This window comes from Salipiger bermudensis, assembly GCF_020171625.1.
In the GTDB taxonomy this organism is placed as follows: Bacteria; Pseudomonadota; Alphaproteobacteria; order Rhodobacterales; family Rhodobacteraceae; genus Salipiger; species Salipiger bermudensis_B.
Genome location: NZ_JAIUZY010000008.1, coordinates 195,628 through 214,836, shown reverse-complemented (window position 1 = coordinate 214,836; position 19,209 = coordinate 195,628). Strand labels below are relative to the sequence as shown.

Annotated in this window: 19 protein-coding genes; 5 read left to right on the top strand and 14 right to left on the bottom strand. The window is 67.5% G+C overall.

What is annotated here, in order from left to right; all coding sequences use genetic code 11:
- Positions 1–92 precede the first annotated feature (92 nt).
- Positions 93–593 (bottom strand): L,D-transpeptidase family protein, encoded by a 501-nt coding sequence (locus LCM15_RS15735; protein WP_224858072.1) that lies wholly within the window; start codon positions 591–593, stop codon positions 93–95.
- A gap of 17 nt (positions 594–610) precedes the next feature.
- Positions 611–1,705, bottom strand: coding sequence for a GTP cyclohydrolase II (gene ribA, locus LCM15_RS15730; protein WP_224858070.1), 1,095 nt, complete (start codon positions 1,703–1,705; stop codon positions 611–613).
- A gap of 156 nt (positions 1,706–1,861) precedes the next feature.
- Here ribA and LCM15_RS15725 point away from each other — a divergent pair, with 156 nt between their 5' ends.
- Entirely contained in the window at positions 1,862–2,548 is a 687-nt protein-coding gene (locus tag LCM15_RS15725) for a response regulator transcription factor (protein WP_222602751.1), read from the top strand.
- A 273-nt stretch (positions 2,549–2,821) separates the two neighbouring features.
- On the opposite strand, the gene LCM15_RS15720 is transcribed toward LCM15_RS15725, so the two are convergent.
- A complete protein-coding gene (locus LCM15_RS15720; protein WP_224858068.1) occupies positions 2,822–4,336 on the bottom strand; it encodes a catalase in 1,515 nt (504 codons plus the stop codon).
- Between the two features lie 424 nt (positions 4,337–4,760).
- Between LCM15_RS15720 and LCM15_RS15715 the strand changes: the two genes are divergently transcribed.
- Positions 4,761–5,582, top strand: coding sequence for a hypothetical protein (locus tag LCM15_RS15715; protein WP_224858066.1), 822 nt, complete (start codon positions 4,761–4,763; stop codon positions 5,580–5,582).
- Positions 5,583–5,689: 107 nt separating this feature from the next.
- Here LCM15_RS15715 and pnp read toward each other — a convergent pair whose 3' ends face one another.
- Positions 5,690–7,834: a polyribonucleotide nucleotidyltransferase gene (gene pnp / locus LCM15_RS15710; RefSeq protein WP_224858064.1), complete on the bottom strand. Its 2,145-nt coding sequence runs from the start codon at positions 7,832–7,834 to the stop codon at positions 5,690–5,692.
- 487 nt (positions 7,835–8,321) lie between these two features.
- On the opposite strand from pnp, the gene LCM15_RS15705 reads away from it, so the two are divergent.
- Positions 8,322–8,813, top strand: coding sequence for a DUF3280 domain-containing protein (locus tag LCM15_RS15705; RefSeq protein WP_224858062.1), 492 nt, complete (start codon positions 8,322–8,324; stop codon positions 8,811–8,813).
- Between the two features lie 62 nt (positions 8,814–8,875).
- On the opposite strand, the gene rpsO is transcribed toward LCM15_RS15705, so the two are convergent.
- From rpsO to LCM15_RS15690, 3 genes are all read right to left on the bottom strand, one after another.
- Entirely contained in the window at positions 8,876–9,145 is a 270-nt protein-coding gene (gene rpsO, locus LCM15_RS15700; RefSeq protein WP_224858060.1) for a 30S ribosomal protein S15, read from the bottom strand.
- A gap of 168 nt (positions 9,146–9,313) precedes the next feature.
- Positions 9,314–10,246 (bottom strand): calcium-binding protein, encoded by a 933-nt coding sequence (locus tag LCM15_RS15695; RefSeq protein WP_224858058.1) that lies wholly within the window; start codon positions 10,244–10,246, stop codon positions 9,314–9,316.
- A gap of 78 nt (positions 10,247–10,324) precedes the next feature.
- Positions 10,325–10,864, bottom strand: coding sequence for a DUF1643 domain-containing protein (locus LCM15_RS15690; RefSeq protein WP_224858056.1), 540 nt, complete (start codon positions 10,862–10,864; stop codon positions 10,325–10,327).
- A gap of 101 nt (positions 10,865–10,965) precedes the next feature.
- Here LCM15_RS15690 and LCM15_RS15685 point away from each other — a divergent pair, with 101 nt between their 5' ends.
- Positions 10,966–11,937: a threonine/serine dehydratase gene (locus tag LCM15_RS15685; protein ID WP_224858054.1), complete on the top strand. Its 972-nt coding sequence runs from the start codon at positions 10,966–10,968 to the stop codon at positions 11,935–11,937.
- Between the two features lie 222 nt (positions 11,938–12,159).
- Here the strand turns inward: LCM15_RS15685 and LCM15_RS15680 are convergent, their stop codons facing one another.
- The 7 genes from LCM15_RS15680 to hemE all read right to left on the bottom strand — a co-directional run bounded on the left by LCM15_RS15680 (position 12,160) and on the right by hemE (position 18,151).
- Complete coding sequence (locus LCM15_RS15680) at positions 12,160–12,357, bottom strand: Trm112 family protein (RefSeq protein ID WP_224858053.1); 198 nt, start codon at positions 12,355–12,357, stop codon at positions 12,160–12,162.
- On the bottom strand, positions 12,354–13,001 hold the full coding sequence (locus LCM15_RS15675; protein WP_224858051.1) for an LON peptidase substrate-binding domain-containing protein: 648 nt from the start codon (positions 12,999–13,001) through the stop codon (positions 12,354–12,356). The genes LCM15_RS15680 and LCM15_RS15675 overlap by 4 nt, the downstream gene beginning before the upstream one ends.
- Before the next feature lie 27 nt (positions 13,002–13,028).
- Positions 13,029–13,946 (bottom strand): thioredoxin family protein, encoded by a 918-nt coding sequence (locus tag LCM15_RS15670; RefSeq protein WP_224858049.1) that lies wholly within the window; start codon positions 13,944–13,946, stop codon positions 13,029–13,031.
- Positions 13,947–14,054: 108 nt separating this feature from the next.
- A complete protein-coding gene (locus tag LCM15_RS15665) occupies positions 14,055–14,726 on the bottom strand; it encodes an endonuclease/exonuclease/phosphatase family protein (RefSeq protein WP_224858047.1) in 672 nt (223 codons plus the stop codon).
- A gap of 28 nt (positions 14,727–14,754) precedes the next feature.
- Positions 14,755–16,176 carry a cardiolipin synthase gene (gene cls, locus LCM15_RS15660; protein ID WP_224858045.1) on the bottom strand — a complete coding sequence of 474 codons (1,422 nt, stop codon included), beginning with the start codon at positions 16,174–16,176 and terminating at the stop codon, positions 14,755–14,757.
- A gap of 70 nt (positions 16,177–16,246) precedes the next feature.
- Entirely contained in the window at positions 16,247–17,035 is a 789-nt protein-coding gene (locus tag LCM15_RS15655) for an exodeoxyribonuclease III (protein ID WP_224858043.1), read from the bottom strand.
- An 84-nt stretch (positions 17,036–17,119) separates the two neighbouring features.
- A complete protein-coding gene (gene hemE, locus LCM15_RS15650; RefSeq protein WP_224858041.1) occupies positions 17,120–18,151 on the bottom strand; it encodes a uroporphyrinogen decarboxylase in 1,032 nt (343 codons plus the stop codon).
- 91 nt (positions 18,152–18,242) lie between these two features.
- Between hemE and hemC the strand changes: the two genes are divergently transcribed.
- Positions 18,243–19,202, top strand: a complete 960-nt coding sequence (gene hemC / locus LCM15_RS15645; protein WP_224858039.1) for a hydroxymethylbilane synthase — start codon at positions 18,243–18,245, stop codon at positions 19,200–19,202.
- Positions 19,203–19,209: the final 7 nt, after the last annotated feature.

The following is a 19,209-nucleotide window of genomic DNA, read 5'->3' as shown; positions in this document are numbered from 1 at the left end:
CTTCCCCTTCCAGACGAACCTCCGTTGCGACAGGGCGCTGCGTCCCTCCCCTGCCCAACAGCTCAGAGACCCATGTCTGACCCAACCCGCTTTTATCCCGCCAGCGTCTCCGGCACGATCAGGCGCGTGCCGGGCACCGCAAGCGCGGCGATCTCGCGCACATGGTCCCGGCGGAACGCGAGGCAGCCCTCTGTCGGATAACCCGGTCGTCGCCACTGGTGCAGGAAGATCGCCGAGCCGCGCCCCGCCTGCGCGTCGGGCCAGTTCCAGTCGGTGGTCAGCACGATATCGTAAAGTGGATCCGCCCGCCGCATCCGCTCGTGGCTCGGCCCGTAGGGCGCCCGCACCAGCGTGTTGTAGTCCGCCTCCCCGGACGCATCCGACCACAAGTCGCCGGGCCGGATCGGGCGCGACCACGGCGCCGGCGCCGCGACCCGGTCGGGGCGATGAAAGCACAGGGCGATGCGATGCACCCCCACCGGCGTCGCGCCATCCCCCTCGCGCTTGTCGCAGCGGATGCCGCCCCTGCCCACCGAGCAGGGCCAGAGGCGCCCGGCAAAGCGCAGGCCCATCGGCGTGAGTACCATCTCCATGCGATCCGCCTCCGCGCCTAGAGCAGGTGACCGGACTTGGCCGCCTTGGTGGCAAGGTAGTGCGCGTTGAACGCGGTCTTGCCGACCTTCAGCGGTACCCGCTCCGCCACGGCGATGCCGCTGCGCTCCATCATGGCCAGCTTGTTGGGGTTGTTGGTCAGCAGCCGCACCGAGCCGAACCCCATGCGGCGCAGGATCTCGGCGCCGAGGCGGAAATCCCGCTCGTCATCCTCGAAGCCCAGCCGGTGGTTGGCCTCGACCGTATCGAAGCCCTGATCCTGCAACGCGTAGGCGCGCATCTTGTTGGCAAGCCCGATGCCGCGCCCTTCCTGGTTGAGGTAGAGCAGCACCCCGTGCCCCTCCTCGCCCATCTTCGACAGCGCCGCGTGCAGCTGCGGGCCGCAATCGCATTTCAGCGAGCCCAGAACGTCACCGGTAAAACAGGCCGAGTGCAGCCGCGCCAGCACCGGTGCATCGCGGTCGGGGCGTCCGACCTCGATGGCGTAATGCTCCTCGGAGCCGTCCTGCGGGCGGTAGATGTGCAGCCGCGCGTTCTCGGCCGTCGACAGCGGCACGCGCGCGGACACCACGTGATCGAGGTTCGACAACAGCAGCATCGACGGCGCCGCCGCCACCCCGTCCACCAGCGTCAGGTTCTCGCGCAGCGCCACGCCCTGCGGCGCATCGAGTTCGAGCACCAGCGCCGCCGGCAGCAGCCGGGCCGATTTCGCCAGAGTGATCGCCAGCCGGTGCAGCGCCACGTCGCCGCCGCGCCGCTCCTGCAGCGGCCCCTTCATCGGCATCGCCAGATCGTCGGCCGGATCGGCGATGCTGCGCACCCAGTCGAGCCCCGCATCCCCCGGCAGCGCCACCCGCGCCAGATCGCCGTCGTAGACCCGCGCCTTGAGCGTCGCCGCGCGGCGCGCCGTCAGCACCAGATCGAGCGCGCCGCCCGCCTCGCGCACCAGCGCCAGCCGGTCGGCCGAGACCGTCTCCGCGGCGAGCACCAGAAGCCCCCGGCCCCCGGCGCCCGACAACACCACCGGCACGCCCATGCGCAGGTCGGCGCGGGCGCGCGCGAGGATCTCCATCAGGTTGGGTGCAAGCGGCATGGGACGGCCTTCCGGGACAGCGGCGCTGTAACAAACCAGCATCGGACTTGTAACAAAAGCCCTCTCGCAACACGAGGGCGTGAGACTGGTGCAGCAAAACTTGCCCGCACGCAACGGTGTTTCCATGTGAGGGGAAACGTGAATGGAGGCAGACACATGGCTCAGATCAAGAACATCCTTCTGGTCGACGACGACGACGACCTGCGCGAGGCGCTGGCCGAACAACTGGTGATGACCGAGGATTTCGAGGTCTTCGAGGCCGAGACCGCGAGCGCCGCGATGGGCCGCGTCAAGGAGCAGAACTACGAGCTCATCATCCTCGACGTGGGCCTGCCCGACAATGATGGGCGCGAGCTCTGCCGCCTGATGCGCAAGCAGGGTGTGAAGGCGCCGATCATCATGCTCACCGGCCACGACACCGACGCCGACACGATCCTTGGACTCGATGCCGGCGCCAACGACTATGTCACCAAGCCATTCAAGTTCCCGGTGCTGCTCGCTCGCATCCGCGCCCAGCTGCGCCAGCATGAACAGTCCGAGGACGCGGTCTTCACCGTTGGCCCCTACACGTTCAAGCCGTCGATGAAGCTGCTGGTGACCGAGGACGACCGCAAGATCCGCCTCACCGAGAAAGAGACCAACATCCTCAAGTTCCTCTACCGCTCGACCGAGGGCGTGGTGCCGCGTGACGTGCTGCTGCACGAGGTCTGGGGCTACAATGCCGGGGTGACGACCCACACGCTCGAGACCCATATCTACCGCCTGCGCCAGAAGATCGAACCCGATCCCTCCAACGCGCGCATCCTCGTGACCGAGTCGGGCGGATACCGTCTGGTGGCTTAAGCCGCGGCGCGCCCGGACGTGCGGGCCGGCCTGCCTCCGGCGGGAGTATTTTTGACGAAGAGAAGCCAAGGGCGCAGCGCTCCTGGCTTCTTTGGTTCAAAAATACCTCGGGGGTGAATTGGCGCAAAGCGCTAAGAGGGGGCAGCGCCCCCTCCTTTCTTTTTCAGAAGGGCACCTTCGGTGCGACAGGGCGCAGCGCCCCCCTTCGACCTTTGCAATCAGAAAGGCCGCCCGGGCTATCGGGCGGCCTTGGACACTTTAAAGCAGGCTGGCTTACTCCGCGGCGCGGATCGGGGTGTTGTCGGTCACCGGAAGCGACGGGTCGCCATGCTGACCGGTTTCCAGCGCGCGGCGCACACCGGCCTCGTAATCGGGGTGAACCTTCTTCAGCACAGCAAGCCAGCGCTCCTTTACGGCGTCGGTGCAGGGCGCCATGCCGCCGGCCATGTTGCGGTGCAGGCGGTCGCGCTCGTCGTCGTCGAACACCTCGGCATAGAGTGCCCGCGGCTGGACGTAGTCGACTTCGCTCTCCTCCTGATCGAAGCGCGCCGCGACGGCCTCGGGGTCGATGCGCATCGGCGGTTCCTGCACGCTCTCATCCGCGACCGGGCCATCATACTGGTTCGGCTCGTAATAGGCATCGGGGTTACCGAAATCGTTGGTGAAGAACCGCATCGCACCGTCCTTGTGGTAGTGGTTCACCTTGGCGTTCTTCGGGGCGTTGGCGGGCAGCGCCTCGTAATGGGTGCCGAGGCGGTAGCGGTGGGCATCGGCGTAGGAGAGGATCCGCGCCTGCAGCATCTTGTCCGGCGAGAAGCCGATGCCCGGCACCACGTTGTTCACGTTGTAGGCGGCGTTCTCCACCATCTGGAAGTAATTCTCCGGGATGGTGTGCATCTCGAGCTCGCCCACCTCGATCAGCGGATAGTCCGCATGCGGCCAGACCTTGGTCAGGTCGAAGGGGTTGAACGGCGTCTCGAGCGCCTGCTCCTCGGTCATCACCTGAATGAACATGGTCCATTTCGGGAACTGCCCGTTCGTGACCATGTTCCACAGCTCTTCCTGATAGCTCTCGCGGGTCTGGCCGATGATCTCGGCCGCCTTGGCGTCGGAGAGCCACTCATGCCCCTGCTGGGTCTTGAAGTGGAACTTGACCCAGTGGCGCTCACCTTCGGCATTCCACATCGAGAAGGTGTGCGAGCCGTAGCCGTTCATATGGGCCGGGGAGCGCGGGATGCCGCGATCCGACATCAGGATGGTGACCTGATGCACCGATTCGGGCTGGCCGGCCCAGAAGTCGAACATCGCCTCGGGCGAGCGCATGTTGGTCTTGGGGTGCCGCTTCTGCGTGCGGATGAAGTCGGGAAACTTGAACGCATCTCGGACGAAGAAAATCGGGGTGTTGTTCCCCACCATGTCCCAGTTGCCATCCTCGGTGTAGAACTTCAGCGAGAAGCCGCGCACATCGCGCTCGGCATCCGCGGCGCCGCGTTCGCCTGCCACGGTCGACCAGCGCGACAGCACCTCGGTGGTCTTGCCGACCTCGGAGAACAGCTTGGCGCAGGTGTATCTGGAGATGTCGTGGGTGACCTTGAAGCTGCCCTGAAGACCCCAGCCCTTGGCATGAACGACCCGCTCCGGAATGCGCTCGCGGTTCTGATGCGCAAGCTTTTCAATGAGATGGTGATCCTGCATGAGCACCGGGCCGCGGCTGCCGGCGGTTTGCGACGTGCGGTTCGTGGGAGAAGGCGCGCCGGAGGTGGAGGTGAGGGTCGGCTTGTCGGACATAGGTCTTTGGCTTTCTGGCTGTCGTGCGGGAAGGGCGATCTGGCGATCGCGGGCGACGCGCAGCGCGCCCGGCGGTCGTCGCCCAACGGCAACGGCGGCGGTTTTGTTCCCCGGCGCCCCGCGGCTCCCCGCGGACGCGCCGCCCCGGTATCGGCATCTCTTCGCGCACTGGCGGGACGAGGTTTGCGTCAGATCAATGTGTCATTGTTCAGATAACATTAGGCCCTATATGACAAAGACCCCGTTGCATGTGCGGGCAATCACATGCACCTCCCTGTTGGACTGGGCCGGGCGTCTCGCCCGGCCTTTTTTCGTCAGACGAGCGCAAGGCCCCGGACCGCAACACCGCCTCCCCACCTTCCACCGCATGGCGACGGCCAAGAGCGTTTGGCGCGCGCCGACGCACCGTGCTACACAGGACGCAATGGACTTCGACCTTCAGAACGACACGCTGAGCCCGGTGCCCCGCCGGCTTGAGCATCCCTACGACAACGTGCCGGTCCTCGACTGGTGGAAGTACGACTACGACCACGTTTTCGTCGTGCTCAACCCGTTCTACCGGGTGCCCGGCTACACCCCCGAGACCGCCAGCTTCGGCCCGATGCGGGTTTCCATGGACCCCGAGACGCTGATGGAGCGGATCGAAGAGGGCGACATGCCCGAGCCGCTCAACCCCGCCCCGGAAGGCTTCGAGGATCTCATCAAGCAGACCGGCGAGGCGGTGGCGTGGTCCGACGTCGCCTTTGCCATCGGCGCCACGGATTTCGACCGCTTCGCGCGCACCGTCTGGCTGCAGGCGATCGGCGGGGAGATCCCCGAGGCGGACCAGGAGCTCGCCGCGCGGCTGGCCGAGTATTGCGAGCGCACCGGCCTCTACCACCCAGAGGAAGACCTCCTGCCAGCGGCGATGGAGCCGGTGCTGGGGCGCTACCTTGCGGCGCTTGGCCAGACCGACGTGATGCTGTGGAGCGAATGGCGCGAGGTGTCACGCCTTGCGCCGCTCGAGACCTTCGCGCGCGAGAACCCGGCCTCCGGCCTTCCCGGCGAGAAGCTCTCGGCGGTGGCGGCGCCGGGCCTGCTGCTGAGCTGGGGCTACGACGATATCGCCGGGCTTCTGGCGCTGACCGAGGCGCAGCGCGCCCGCGCCAACCCGGCCGACTATTTCGAGGGCTACTGGGCCGGCGCAGACACCACCTCGCTGGTGTTTGCCCCCGAAGGCGCCCCGCCGCCGTCGCGTCGCAACTGACCCGGCGCCACTGGAGAGGCCACGCGCAAATCACCGCCCCCCCGAAACGCGAAACGCCCCGGCCAATGGCCGGGGCGTTCTTTTATCTGCAGTCAGGCAAGAGGGGCTCAGTCGGCCGCCTCTTCCTTTTTCGCGTCGGCGGCGACTTCCTCGCCGGTCTCCTGATCGACCATCTTCATGGCGAGGCGCACCTTGCCGCGATCGTCGAAGCCCAGCAGCTTCACGAAGACTTCCTGGCCTTCCTTCAGCACGTCGCTGGGGTGGTTCAGGCGGCGGTTCTCGATCTGGGACACGTGCACCAGACCGTCGCGCTTGCCGAAGAAGTTCACGAAGGCGCCGAAATCGACGATCTTCACGACCTTGCCCTTGTAGACCTTGCCCTCTTCCGGCTCGGCCACGATCGAGTGGATCATGTCGTAGGCCTTCTGGATCGACTCGCCGTTCGGCGATGCGATCTTGATCAGGCCTTCGTCGTTGATGTCGACCTTGGCGCCCGACACTTCGACGATCTCGCGGATGACCTTGCCGCCCGAGCCGATCACTTCACGGATCTTGTCGGTCGGGATCTGCATCATCTCGATGCGCGGAGCGTGGACCGAGAACTCGCCGGCCTCGGACAGCGCCTTGCCCATCTCGGACAGGATGTGCATCCGGCCGTCCTTGGCCTGTGCCAGCGCTTTTTTCATGATCTCGGGGGTGATGCCCGCGACCTTGATGTCCATCTGCAGCGAGGTGATGCCGTTCTCGGTGCCTGCGACCTTGAAGTCCATGTCGCCGAGGTGATCCTCGTCGCCGAGGATGTCGGTCAGGATGGCGTATTCGCCATCGTCTTCGAGCACCAGACCCATGGCCACACCGGCCACCGGGGCCTTGAGCGGAACGCCCGCATCCATCATCGACAGCGAGCCGCCGCAGACCGAGGCCATCGACGACGAGCCGTTCGACTCGGTGATCTCGGAGACCAGACGGATGGTGTAGGGGAAGTCGGTCGGCGCCGGAAGCACCGCCTGCAGGGCGCGCCATGCCAGCTTGCCGTGGCCGATCTCGCGACGGCCCGGGGAGCCGACGCGGCCCACTTCACCGACCGAGTACGGCGGGAAGTTGTAGTGCAGCAGGAAGTTCGAGCGGAAGTTGCCGTGCAGCGCGTCGATGATCTGTTCGTCATCGCCGGTGCCCAGCGTGGTCACGACCAGCGCCTGGGTTTCACCGCGGGTGAACAGCGACGAGCCGTGGGTCCGCGGCAGAACCGAGGTTTCCGACTGGATCGGGCGGACCTGGTCGAGCGCACGGCCGTCGATGCGGCGCTTGTTCTTGACCACGTCGGCGCGCAGGACGGTCGACTCGAGCTTCTTCAGGGCGGACCCGAGGTTCGCGTCCTCGAGCTGCTCTTCCGAAAGCTGGCCCTTGATCTCTTCCTTGGCGGCAGAGACAGCGGCAACGCGCTTCTGCTTGTCGGTGATCGCGTAGGCGGCACGCATCTTGTCTTCGCCAAGGCCCTTCACGACCTCGTACAGCGCCGAGTAGTCCGGCGGCTGGAAGTCGAACGGCTCTTTGGCGCAATCTTCGGCCAGCGAGACGATCAGGTCGATGACCGGCTGGATCTGCTCGTGCGCGAAGGTCACCGCGCCCAGCATCTCTTCCTCGGTCAGCTCGTAGGCTTCCGATTCCACCATCATCACGGCGTCCTTGGTGCCGGCCACGACGAGGTCGAGACGCTGCTCGGGGTTGTTGCGCAGCCCCTGCATGTCGTCGACGGTCGGGTTCAGCACGTAGTCGCCATCCTCGAAGCCGACGCGGGCGCCGGCGATCGGGCCCATGAACGGCACGCCCGAGATGGTCAGCGCGGCCGAGGCGGCGATCATCGCGACGATGTCGGGGTCGTTGACGAGGTCGTGGCTCAGCACGGTGCACATCACCAGCACTTCATGCTTGAAGCCGGGGACGAACAGCGGGCGGATCGGACGGTCGATCAGGCGTGCGGTCAGCGTCTCTTTCTCGGTCGGACGCGCTTCACGCTTGAAGAAGCCGCCGGGCACCTTGCCCGCGGCGTAGTATTTTTCCTGGTAGTGGACGGTCAGCGGAAAGAAATCCTGACCCGGCTTCGGCTCTTTCGCGAAGGTCACGTTGGCCATGACGGAGGTCTCGCCCAGCGTGGCGATGACGGTGCCGTCGGCCTGACGGGCGACCTTGCCCGATTCCAGCGTGAGCGTCTCTTCGCCCCACTGCATCGATTTCTTCGTAATGTTGAACATGTTCATATCCTGTGAGGGAGCACTCGCGGGCCCTCCCGCGTCTCCCGTTTTGCGTGGCGGCCCCATTGCCGCCGCCCCTTCATCCTCTTGCACGCGCCCAGGGGCTGGAGGCGTCACGTCTCAGATGTGGGCGCCCATACATGGTTTTGCCACCGATTGAAAGAAAAACCCTGCGGGGTAGGCGCCTCACGGCGCCCCCTCGACACAGGCCAGCCGCCCGCTCCCCCGGCAGCCGACGTGCCTCTGCGCGGCGATCAGGCGCGTTGGGCCGGCTTAATCAACCCCGACCACCCGCGGCACGATGTCCGCGAAAGTCCATCGCCAGCGTGTGGGGCGGGTGCGATGTCTCTGCGCAGGCGCGTTGCCTCGGGGCGTGCCGTGCCCCTGCCCCCGCACGACACCAGCGAACACATGCCGACCGCGACGATCGGATAGGAAGACCCCGCGCCGGCTTTCGCGCGATACTGGCCGCACGGAGGATGACCGCATGATCAAGACGCTCGCTGTTCTCTGCCTGAGCGCGCTGCCCGCCTGCGCCGATCCGGTGCCCGTGGCGGTGTTCGATATGAGTTTCATCAACTTCAGCCAGGAGGTCGACTACGGCGCCCGCAACGACGCCGAACAGGCCCGCATCGCCATGCTGTCGGATCATCTGCGCGACAGGCTCAACGCCAGCCCGCGCTTTTCGCTGGTCGACACCGAGGCCACCGCCGAGGCGCAGCGGATGCATGGCGAGGTCTTCACCTGCAACGCCTGCGAGGCCAAGCTGGCGCGGGCGGCAGGGGCCGACCTGTCGATCACCGGGGCGGTGCAGAAGATGTCGGTGCTGGTGCAGACCGTCATCCTGCGCGAACGCGATGCCGCCACCGGCGAGGTTCTGGCGCTCTACCAGACCGACATCCGCGGCAACACCGACATCGCGTGGCTCCGCGGCTTGGACTTCCTGATCGACAACCGTCTGCTCGCCGAAAACCCCTGAGGCGAAACGCAAAACGCCCGCTCGTGATGAGCGGGCGTTCCGTAATCCGAAGATCGAAGCGATCAGCGGCGGATGCCGAGACGCTTGATGAGGTCCAGGTAACGGGCCTCTTCCTTGCCCTTCAGGTAGTCCAGCAGCTTGCGGCGCTGTGCCACGAGCTTGAGAAGGCCACGACGCGAGTGGTTGTCCTTCTTGTGGGTCTTGAAGTGCTCGGTCAGGGTGGTGATGCGGCTGGTGAGGATGGCGACCTGAACTTCAGGGGAGCCGGTATCGCCTTCTTTGGTGGCGAATTCCTTCATCAGGCGGTTCTTTTCTTCGACGGTGATCGACATCGGGGTCTCCTTGCTAGGTTGGTGTGGATGGCACAAGCCGGGATGTCGTCCAGCAGGGCCCGTGGAGAAATCCGCCCCGGACCGGAGCGGATGCGCGCGTATAAGGCGATTCCGGCGCTTTGAAAAGGAAAATCCCCGCCGTCAGGGGCTGTGGCCGCGCCCGGGCGCTCAGTGCACGCCGACCAGCGCCGCCGCGCTTTCGCCCAGTACGACGATGGTCTCGAGCGCCGGCGCGTGGGCATCGGGCATCACGGCGATGACATCACCATCCACCACGACCTCGGTCAGGCCGGGCAGCTCGACGCTGCTGCGCAGCGCAAGCTCGGGCGCCCCGGCCCCGTCGCTGTCATCGTACACGATGAGCATCTGGTCTTGAGCGGGATCGAAATCCATCAGCATGGCGCTTTGGTCCTCGCGGATCCACGAGCCGAGTACGAACTGGTCTTGCCCCGCCCCGCCGGAGGCCACGTCGCGCGCGCCGATCTCGATCCGGTCGTCACCGTCGCCGCCGTTGAGATAGTCGAGATCGTCACCCTCTTCGCCCGGCGTCAGGCCCGAGATCACGTCATCGTCCCAGCCGCCGAACAGGGTGTCCTGCCCGGCGCCGCCGATCAGCGTGTCATCGCCTTCGCGCCCGTGCAGCGCATCGTCTCCGGCGCCGCCCAGCAGCATATCCGCCGACAGGCCGCCCTCGAGCTCGTCATCATCGTCGCCACCGTCAAGCACACCGCCGCCGTCATGGGCAAAGAGGTGGTCCGCCCCGGCCAGCCCCATCAGCAGGTCGCCGCCGGCATCGCCGTGCAGCGTATCGTTGCCGTCGCCGCCGAGCACCGTGTCGTTCCCCGCGCCCCCCGCGAGATCGTCGTCCCCGCCCTGCCCGTCGAGCAGGTCATCGCCGCCGCGCCCTGCGAGCAGATCGGTCTCTTCGCTGCCCGCAAGCGTGTCAGCCCCCTCGCTGCCCGAGGCGATGACCCCGCGCGGCCCGGTCTCGTCAAACCCGTCGGGAGCGTCGTCCCCGTCGCCCTCGCCAAGATCCTGCACACCGACCACCGCGACCGATCCCAGCACCATCATTCCCATCAGACCCGCCAACCACAGCATCCGCCAACCTCTCACACATGAACGGGTGAGGGTTTCCCGCGCCGGAGGCCGCAACTCAACGGATATCGCTGCCGAAGGTTAACCGCCGGCCCGCCGGGCAGGCGCCTCAGCGTAGCGCTCTGGCGCGGGCCAGGGCGCCGGCGCGATCTTGTAGGAGACGTAGAGCGGATGGCGCGGGTGGCCGTCGCGGGTCAGGCCAAGGTGATGCAGCGCGCCCGGCAAAGCCGCCGCCAGCGCCTTACCGCGCCCCATCAAGGCGCCGTGCACGCCCCACGCGGCGAGGGTCATGTCGGCCTCATCATGCCACGCGCGCAAGAGCGCGTCGTTCTCGCGGCCCAAAGGCGCGCGCGCCTTGCGAAGATCCTCGGGCCGGGTGGCGCGCCATGCGAAGAGGTTGGCGATGCGCATGGCGCCGAAGCCAAGCTGAACCGCGCGGCGCTGGCAGCGCTCGATGGTGGGATCGTTGCGCAGCTCATCCGCGGTCGAGGGGTTGAGCATGACATACAGGAGCGACGGCCCCTGCCCCCAGACCCGCTCGAGCCCGTAGCGGTAGCGCTCGCAGGGCGAGTAAAGCGCCCGCGATGTCACCCCGTCCGCGCTGTGTTCCCGTTCGATCATGGCGCCGGACACTGCCTCCGCGCGGCCCGCGCCGCAACCCCGTTGACACCGGAAAGACCCCGGCGCACGCTCCGGCCAAACTCCGCACCACAGGACATCTCATGGACATCGCCCGCATCGAGGCGGCCGCAGAGCGGCTCGCTGGTCACGCCCGCCGCACGCCGCTGCTTTCCTCTCCGTTCCTCGATGAGATCGCCGGGCGCCGGGTTCTGGTCAAGGCCGAGTGCCTGCAGCACACCGGCAGCTTCAAGTTCCGCGGCGCGTTGTCGGCAATCTCGGCCCTCGATCCCGACAGCCGCAAACAGGGCGTGATCGCGTTTTCCTCGGGCAACCACGCGCAGGGCATCGCCGCGGCGGCGCGGATGCACGGCATCCCGGCGGTGATCGTCATGCCCTCGGACGCGCCCGCCGCCAAGATCGCCGGCACCAAGGGGCTTGGCGGCGAGGTGGTGCCCTATGACCGCGCCACCGAGAACCGCGACGCCATCGGCGCGCGGCTCGCGGAAGACCGCGGGCTGACGCTGATCCGGCCCTACGACGAACCCGAGGTGATCGCCGGACAGGGCACCTGCGGGCTCGAGATCGCCGAGCAGGCCGCCGAGGCCGGCGTGTGCGAGGCCGACGTGCTCGTGTGCTGCGGCGGCGGCGGGCTGACCTCGGGGATCGCGCTGGCGCTTGAGGCGCGGGCGCCGGGGCTGCGGGTGCGTCCCGCGGAGCCCGAGGGGTTCGACGATGTGAAGCGGTCGCTGGCGGCGGGCGAGATTGCCCGCAACGCGCAGCTCTCGGGCAGCATCTGCGATGCGATCGTGACGCCGCAGCCCGGCGAACTGACCTTCCCGATCATGCGCCGTCTCTGCGGTCCGGGCCTTGCGGCCAGCGAAGACGAGGTGCTGAAGGCCATGCAGCTTGCCTTCCGCCACCTCAAGGTGGTGGCCGAGCCGGGCGGCGCGGTGGCGCTGGCCGCGGCGTTGTTCCGTGGCGAGGACATCGAAGGCGACGCGGTGGTCTGCACGATCTCGGGCGGCAATGTCGATCCGGAGATGTTCAAGCGGGCGCTCGACACGCCTCTGTGACGCGGCGCGGGGACCGGGCGGGACGTAGCTGAGCCCGATGCGGGGGGGTAGGTTCCGACTCCCGGCTCTGCGTGGGTCTGCGGCACCAACGCCTCGCTCGCCGGTCTGACGTGATCACGACGCCCGGCGCCGCCCCGCACGTAAAGGCCGCGCCGCACGTAAAGAGAGCCTCTACCGCCAGCCTTACGAAGGCTCTGGGAGAGAGCCTCCAGCCGGCTCGCTTCAGTCGTCGATCCGGCGTGCCTCGTCGACCAGCATCACCGGGATGCCCTCGCGGATCGGGTAGGCAAGGCCTGCGCCCTTGCTGATCAGCTCCTGCCGCTCGGCATCGTATTTCAGCCGGTTCTGGGTCGCCGGGCAGACCAGTGCCTCGAGCATACGGCGGTCGAACGCCGCGGGGGATGTTTCGGCTTCGGTCATTGCACGCGGTCCTCTCCGCCACCGCCCCGCAGGGCATATTCGATCAGCGTCACCAGCGTCTCGCGCCGGGTCTGCAGAGACGGCGCCTCGAGCAGCGCCTGCTTTTCCTCGGCGTCGAACTCGAGCAGCATGGAGAGCGAGTTCACCAGCAGCTCGTCATCCGCCTCTTTCAAGGTGCCCCAGTCCGCCGACAGGCCCTTGGCCTCGAAATACCGGTCGAGCTGCGCCAGGAAGCGCTCGCGCTGGAAGGTCGGGTCGGTCTCGATCGGCTCGAGATCGCGGTCGAACCCGTCCCAGTTCACCTCGCAGCGGCGATAGGGCGTGAAGCTGTCGATCTCCTGCCGGACGCGGAACCGCGACATGCCCGTGAGGGTGATCATGTAGCGGCCGTCCTCGGTTTCCGAGAACTGCGTCACCCGCCCGGCGCAGCCGATGCGGTGCAGCCCGTCGCCGCCTTCGCGCTTTGACAGCGGGTCGGGCTGAACCATGCCGATCAGGCGCGACTCGGTCTTGAGCGCGTCATCGAACATCGCCAGATAGCGCGGCTCGAAAATGTGCAGGGGCAGCCGAGCACGCGGCAAAAGCAGCGCGCCCGGAAGGGGAAAGATCGGGATCGTTCCCGGCAGATCGATGTGTTTCGCCATGCAAGCCCAGCTAGCGCGCCGGAGGCCTCAGGCAAATATCATCGAGCTAAGTTTCCGCCGCCCGTTCAGCACCACCGGATCGTTGGGCTTGAGCGCTTCGAAGATGGTGAAAAGCTGGGCTTTCGCCGCCCCGTCGTTCCACTCGCGATCGCGTTTGAAGAGCTCGAGCAGTTGGTCCACCGCGCCTGCCGCATCGCCCTTGGCGTAGAGCGCCTGCGCAAGGTCGAAGCGGGCCTGATGGTTGGCCGGATCGGTCTCGACGGCGGCGGTCAGATCCGCCACCGGGCCAGCATTCGCGGCCTGCCGCGCCAGCTCGAGCTGGGCGTGCGCCGCTTCCAGTTCGGGACTTTTCGAGATCTCGACCGGGGCGCCGTTGAGCACCGCCTCGGCCTGCTCGAGATCGTCCATCGCGATATGGGCACGCACGAAGCCGCCATAGGCGCGGGCGTTCTGCGGGTCTTCCTCGAGGATCGCGGCAAAGGTCTGCGCCGCATCGCTGGCAGCCCCCTGCTCGAGCATCTCCTCGGCGGCATCGATCGCGGCGTCGAGACCGTCATCCGCGGCTTCGCCTCCAGCCGCCTGGATCACGCGCTCGACAAAGGCCTTGAGCTCGGAGGGCGGCAGAGCGCCCTGGAAGCCGTCGACCGGCTGGCCCTTGTAGAAGGCATAGACCGTCGGGATCGACTGGATCCGCATCTGGCCGGCGATCATCTGCGCCTCGTCGACATTGACCTTGGCCATGACCACAGCGCCCTTGGCGGCGGTCACCTCGGCCTCGAGCGCCGGTCCGAGCTGCTTACAGGGGCCACACCACGGCGCCCAGAAGTCCACGATCACCGGGACCTCCTGCGACTTCTCGACCACCTCGGCCATGAAGTCGGCTTCGCTCACGTCCTTGATCAGATCGCCCTTCGGCGCCTGCGCATTGCCACCCAATTCCAGCATCTTGTCCTCCGCTGCTTGCGGTCACGTTGCAGGGACAGATGGCGCATGAGTCCTTCTGTTGCAAGGGGATCGGGCCGGCGCCTGCGTTCAAAGCGCCGAAAAGCCGCGTCAGTCGTGCTCGATCCGGGCCCAGATCGGCAGGTGATCCGAGGCGACCCGCGCCGCGCCGCCGCTCTCGACCCCCATCTCGGCGACGCGCAGCCCGCGCCCATGTGCGATGCCGTCGAGCGCCACGAAGGGGCGGCGCGCGTGATAGCTGCGCCCCGGCAGCAGCAGGGTGAAGTTCTTCTCCCACGGCTCGTAGCCGCGCACGTCCGACCACTCGTTGAAATCGCCAGCGATCAGGGCGCGCGCCTCGCGTCCCTTGAGATGCTCGCGGATCGCGGTCATCTGCTGCAGGCGGTAGCGCCGCATCAGCCCCAGATGCGCGCCGACCAGCGTCACGCCGTCAACCTCGGCCAGCACCGCGCCGCGCGGCTCCAGCCCCGGCAGGTCGATGCGCTCGAGCCGGGAAGGCGTCAGCCCCCGGCGCAGCAGGATCGCGTTGCCGTGCCAGCCGATGCTGACATCGTTGATGGCAAGATCCGCGACCACGTAGTCGGTCTCCTGCGAGATCAGGAAGCGCGGCAGCGCGGTGGGGCGCGCCCCGAGCCGCAGGTCGGCCTCCTGCAACAGCACCGCGTCCGCGTCGATCTGGTTGAGCACCTTGAGGATGCGCGCCGGGTCTCGACGGCGATCGGTCCCCAGCGCCTTGCGGATGTTGTAACTCGCGATCTTCATGCCGCGTCTTCCTTTTCAGAGCGCTGGTTCAGAGCACCGGCGAGAACAGCCGGGTGACGCGGGCGCCGGCGCGCAGCCACAGCGGCTGCTCGTCAAAGCTGATCTCGAGCTTCTCGGAGACCTCGAAATCCGCCTCCAGCATCGCCGCCACCTCGCCGGCGAAGCGCTCGTCGAACACCGCCACCATGGTCTCGAAGTTGAGCCGGAACGACCGGTTGTCGAGATTGGCGGTACCGACACCGGCGAAATCGTCATCGCAGACCACGACCTTCTGATGCACGAAGCCCGGCTGATAGCGCCAGACTTGCACCCCGGCGGCGCGCAACTCGTCGAAATAGGTGAACGCCGCAAGCCAAGTCAGCCAGTGATCGCGGACCTCGGGCACCAGCAACCGCACGTCGACCCCGCGCAGCGCCGCCGCCTTCAGCGCCGCCATGACCTCCTCATCGGGCACGAGGTAGGGCGACGAGATCCACAGCCGCTCGCGGGCGGCGTTGATCGCGGAGAAATAGAACAGCGAACCGCTGTCGAGCTCGTCGACCGGGCCTGAGGGCACCACCACCGCATCGGCGCCATCCTCCTGCGCCGCCGGCGTCCAGTGCAGCGTCTCGCCCAGCGACTCGTCCGTGGCCCAGTGCCAGTCCTCGACATAGGCCAGCTGAAGCTGCGCCACGGTCGGCCCGGAGAGCCTCAGGTGGGTGTCGCGCCACGGTCCGAATTCCGGGTTCAGCCCGCGATAGGTGTCGGAGACGTTGAGCCCGCCGGTGAACCCCGTCTCGCCATCGATGATGACGGTCTTGCGGTGGTTGCGGAAGTTGATCTGCAACCGAGAGGTCGGGCCGCGCGCCGCGCTCGGATCGAGCACGGTGACGCCGGCCTCGACCAGCCGGTCGCGGTAGCTCGCCGGCAGGGTATAGCTGCCCACGCCGTCATAGAGCACACGCACCTCGACGCCGCGCTGCGCCGCCGCGATGAGGCGGTCGGCCAGGGCCCGGCCGGTATCGTCATCCGCGATGGTGTAATACTGCACCAGCACGTAGCTCTCGGCGGCGTCTATGGCGTCGTGGATCGCGGGGAAGGTCTGCGCCCCGTCGATCAGCAGCTCGAAGCGGTTGCCGCCGACCACCTTCAGTTCCGAGATGCTCTCGTAAAGCCGGTAGGCGGCGCGGTCGCGGCTTGGCTGAACGGTGCGGGCATAGGCGCCGTAGGTCTTCATCAGCTGGTGGCTGGCGCGCCGGCGCTTGGTGTAGCCGTGCAGCTTGTGATGACCGAACAGCAGGTAGGACGGCAGCGCGAACCACGGCGCGGCGAGCAGGAAAACCACCCATGCAACCGAGCCCTGCGGCGTGCGCGCCTGCCGCAGCACCCGCCAGAGCGCCACCCCCACCGCCAGCGGCAGCAGGATGGCAACAAGAACCGAGATCAGGATGCGCAGATCGGCGATGAACATGAACCAATGCCTACAGGGTTTGTCTCAACCCTGCCAAGCGCTTCCGGTTCCCAGCCCCCACCCGGCGCGCTCAGAGATCGAAGGTTGCGAAAACCGGCGCGTGATCCGAGGGCTTCTCCCAGCCCCGCGCCGCCCGCAGCACCCGGCTCGAATGCGCCGCACCGGCGATGTCCGGCGTGGCCCAGACGTGATCGAGACGGCGCCCCTTGTCGGCGGCATCCCAGTCGCGCGCACGGTAGGACCACCACGAATAGAGCTGGCCCTCGGGGATGTCCTTGCGGGTGATGTCGACCCAGTTGCCGGCCTCCTGTGCCTGGACCAGTGCCTCGACTTCCACCGGGGTGTGCGAGACCACCTTCAGCAGTTGCTTGTGCGACCAGACGTCATCCTCGCGCGGGGCGATGTTGAGATCGCCGACGAGGATGGATTTCTGCGGCGCGTCGTCGCGGAAGACGTCGCGCATCTCGGCGAGATAGTCGAGCTTCTGGCCGAACTTCTCGTTGACCTCGCGGTCGGGCACGTCGCCGCCGGCGGGCACATAGAAATTGTGCACCGTCACCCCGTTCTCGAGCTCGGCGGCCACGTGGCGGGCATGGCCCAGCCCGGCGAAATCGCGATCACCCACGTCGCGCAGCGGCAGCTTCGACAGGATCGCCACGCCGTTGTAGCCCTTCTGCCCCCGCGCCACGACATGGCCGTAGCCAAGCGCGCGGAACGCCTCTATCGGGATCTTCTCGACCGGGCTCTTGCACTCCTGCAGGCAGAGCACGTCCGGCGCCTCTTCGGTCAGCAGCTTGCAGACCAGCGCCTCGCGCAGGCGGACCGAGTTGATGTTCCAGGTGGCGAGAGTGAAGGGCATGTCTTGGGTCTCCGGCTGTGTCCCCTGCCCCAATCGCACCGGGGCAGGGTCATCGCAACCCGGATCGTGCCGCAGCCGGGGGGCTCAGGCGCCCTCGCGCACCGTGTCGATCATCAGCTGCACGTTCTCGGGATCGGCATCGGGGGTGATGCCGTGGCCGAGGTTGAAGATGTGCGGCCCGCCGGAGAACGCCTTCACCACGCGCCGGGTCTCGGCCACCAGCGCATCGCCGCCGGTCACCATGTGCGAGGAGGCGAGATTGCCCTGCACGCAGCCCGAGACCTGCACGTGCTCGGCCGCCCATTCCGGGCTCACGCTGTCGTCGACGGCAACGCAATCGGCGCCGGTCGCCTCGTGGAAACCGACATAGCCCTGCCCCGCCTGCCGCGGAAAGACGATGACCGGAAGCCCGGGATGGCGCGCCTTGAGCTCCTGCGTGATGATCCGGGCAGGCTCCAGCGCGTAGCGCCGGAAATCCTCGCCCGACAGCGAGCCGGCCCAGCTGTCGAACAGCTTGACCACCTCGGCGCCCGCCTCGACCTGCGCCGAGAGGTAATCGATGGTGGCCTCGGTCAGCCGCTCGATGATCGCTTCGAAGAGCGGCCGGTTCTCGGCCTTGAGCGCGTGCGCCGGGCCCTGGTCCTTGGTGCCGCGCCCGGCGATCATGTAGGTTGCCACGGTCCACGGCGCGCCGGCAAAGCCGATCAGCGTGGTCTCTTCCGGCAACTCGCGGCGCAGGATCTTCACCGTCTCGTAGATCGGGTTCAGCGTGTCGTGGATCATCTCGCCACGACCGAGCTTGTCGAACTCCGCCTGCGTCGTGATGGTCGACAGGCGCGGCCCTTCGCCGGTAACGAACCACAGGTCGTTGCCCAGCGCCTGCGGCACCAGCAGGATGTCGGCGAACAGGATCGCCCCGTCGAAGCCGTAGCGCCGGATCGGCTGCAGCGTCACCTCGGCGGCAAGCTCGGGGTTGTAGCACAGCGACAGGAAGTCGCCGGCCTGCGCCCGCGTCGCCTTGTATTCCGGCAGGTAGCGCCCGGCCTGGCGCATCATCCAGATCGGCGGCACGGGCAGGGTCTCGCCGGCAAGCGCCCTGAGGATGGTCTTGGTCATTATCGCGGCCTCCCAGATGGTATCGCAGGCGGCAATATGTCAATTCACGCCCCATTGCCACAGGCGAACACGCGACATAAAGCTCCTGCCCATGATGACAACACTTCCCTCCCCCGCCGCGCCCCTGAGGATCGGCACCCGCGGATCGCCGCTGGCGCTGGCCCAGGCCCACGAGACCCGCGACCGCCTCGCCGCCGCCTTCGACCTGCCGCAGGACGCCTTCGAGATCGTCGTCATCAAGACCACCGGCGACGACCGCGCGATGATCGCCGCCGACCGTCCGCTGAAGGAGATCGGCAACAAGGGGCTGTTCACCAAGGAAATCGAGGAGCAGCTGCTCTCGGGCGGCATCGACATCGCCGTGCACTCGATGAAGGACATGCCGACCGTGCAGCCCGAGGGCCTCGTGCTCGACTGCTACCTGCCGCGTGAGGACGTGCGCGACGCCTTCATCTCGCCGGGCCATGCCGGTCTGGCCGCCCTGCCCGAGGGCACCGTGGTCGGCACCTCGTCGCTGCGCCGCCGGGCGCAGCTGCTGAACCGCCGCCCCGACCTTCAGGTGGTCGAGTTCCGCGGCAACGTGCAGACCCGGCTGAAGAAACTCGTCGACGGTGTGGCCGCCGCCACCTTCCTCGCCATGGCCGGGCTGCGCCGCATGGACATGACCGACATCCCGATGACCGCGATGTCTCCCGACGACATGCTGCCGGCCATCGCGCAGGGCGCCATCGGCATCGAGCGCCGCTCCGACGACGCCCGCACCGGCGACATGCTGGCGGCGATCCACGATGTCCACACCGCCACCCGCCTCGCCGCCGAACGCAGCTTCCTCGCCACCCTCGACGGCTCCTGCGAGACCCCGATCGCCGGCCTCGCCGAGCTCGAGGGCGGCCGGCTCCGCCTGCGCGGCGAAATCCTCTCCCCCGACGGCAGCACCTCCCATGCCGGCGAACGGAACGGCCCGGCCGCCGATGGCCCCGCCATGGGCCGCGCGCTCGCCCAGGACCTCCTCGACAGGGCCGGCCCCGGGTTCTTCGCCTGGCGCGACTGACCCCGTC

Excerpts from the sequence above, each read along its gene's own strand:
- LCM15_RS15720 (WP_224858068.1), bottom strand. The coding sequence starts at position 4,336 with ATGTCCGACAAGCCGACCCTCACCTCCACCTCCGGCGCGCCTTCTCCC.
- cls (WP_224858045.1), bottom strand. The coding sequence starts at position 16,176 with ATGTTCATCGCCGATCTGCGCATCCTGATCTCGGTTCTTGTTGCCATC.
- LCM15_RS15695 (WP_224858058.1), bottom strand. The coding sequence starts at position 10,246 with ATGCTGTGGTTGGCGGGTCTGATGGGAATGATGGTGCTGGGATCGGTC.
- rpsO (WP_224858060.1), bottom strand. The coding sequence starts at position 9,145 with ATGTCGATCACCGTCGAAGAAAAGAACCGCCTGATGAAGGAATTCGCC.
- pnp (WP_224858064.1), bottom strand. The coding sequence starts at position 7,834 with ATGTTCAACATTACGAAGAAATCGATGCAGTGGGGCGAAGAGACGCTC.
- ribA (WP_224858070.1), bottom strand. The coding sequence starts at position 1,705 with ATGCCGCTTGCACCCAACCTGATGGAGATCCTCGCGCGCGCCCGCGCC.
- LCM15_RS15670 (WP_224858049.1), bottom strand. The coding sequence starts at position 13,946 with ATGCTGGAATTGGGTGGCAATGCGCAGGCGCCGAAGGGCGATCTGATC.
- hemC (WP_224858039.1), top strand. The coding sequence starts at position 18,243 with ATGATGACAACACTTCCCTCCCCCGCCGCGCCCCTGAGGATCGGCACC.
- LCM15_RS15665 (WP_224858047.1), bottom strand. The coding sequence starts at position 14,726 with ATGAAGATCGCGAGTTACAACATCCGCAAGGCGCTGGGGACCGATCGC.
- LCM15_RS15685 (WP_224858054.1), top strand. The coding sequence starts at position 10,966 with ATGGACATCGCCCGCATCGAGGCGGCCGCAGAGCGGCTCGCTGGTCAC.
- hemE (WP_224858041.1), bottom strand. The coding sequence starts at position 18,151 with ATGACCAAGACCATCCTCAGGGCGCTTGCCGGCGAGACCCTGCCCGTG.
- LCM15_RS15675 (WP_224858051.1), bottom strand. The coding sequence starts at position 13,001 with ATGGCGAAACACATCGATCTGCCGGGAACGATCCCGATCTTTCCCCTT.
- LCM15_RS15725 (WP_222602751.1), top strand. The coding sequence starts at position 1,862 with ATGGCTCAGATCAAGAACATCCTTCTGGTCGACGACGACGACGACCTG.
- LCM15_RS15655 (WP_224858043.1), bottom strand. The coding sequence starts at position 17,035 with ATGCCCTTCACTCTCGCCACCTGGAACATCAACTCGGTCCGCCTGCGC.
- LCM15_RS15680 (WP_224858053.1), bottom strand. The coding sequence starts at position 12,357 with ATGACCGAAGCCGAAACATCCCCCGCGGCGTTCGACCGCCGTATGCTC.
- LCM15_RS15690 (WP_224858056.1), bottom strand. The coding sequence starts at position 10,864 with ATGATCGAACGGGAACACAGCGCGGACGGGGTGACATCGCGGGCGCTT.
- LCM15_RS15705 (WP_224858062.1), top strand. The coding sequence starts at position 8,322 with ATGATCAAGACGCTCGCTGTTCTCTGCCTGAGCGCGCTGCCCGCCTGC.
- LCM15_RS15735 (WP_224858072.1), bottom strand. The coding sequence starts at position 593 with ATGGAGATGGTACTCACGCCGATGGGCCTGCGCTTTGCCGGGCGCCTC.
- LCM15_RS15715 (WP_224858066.1), top strand. The coding sequence starts at position 4,761 with ATGGACTTCGACCTTCAGAACGACACGCTGAGCCCGGTGCCCCGCCGG.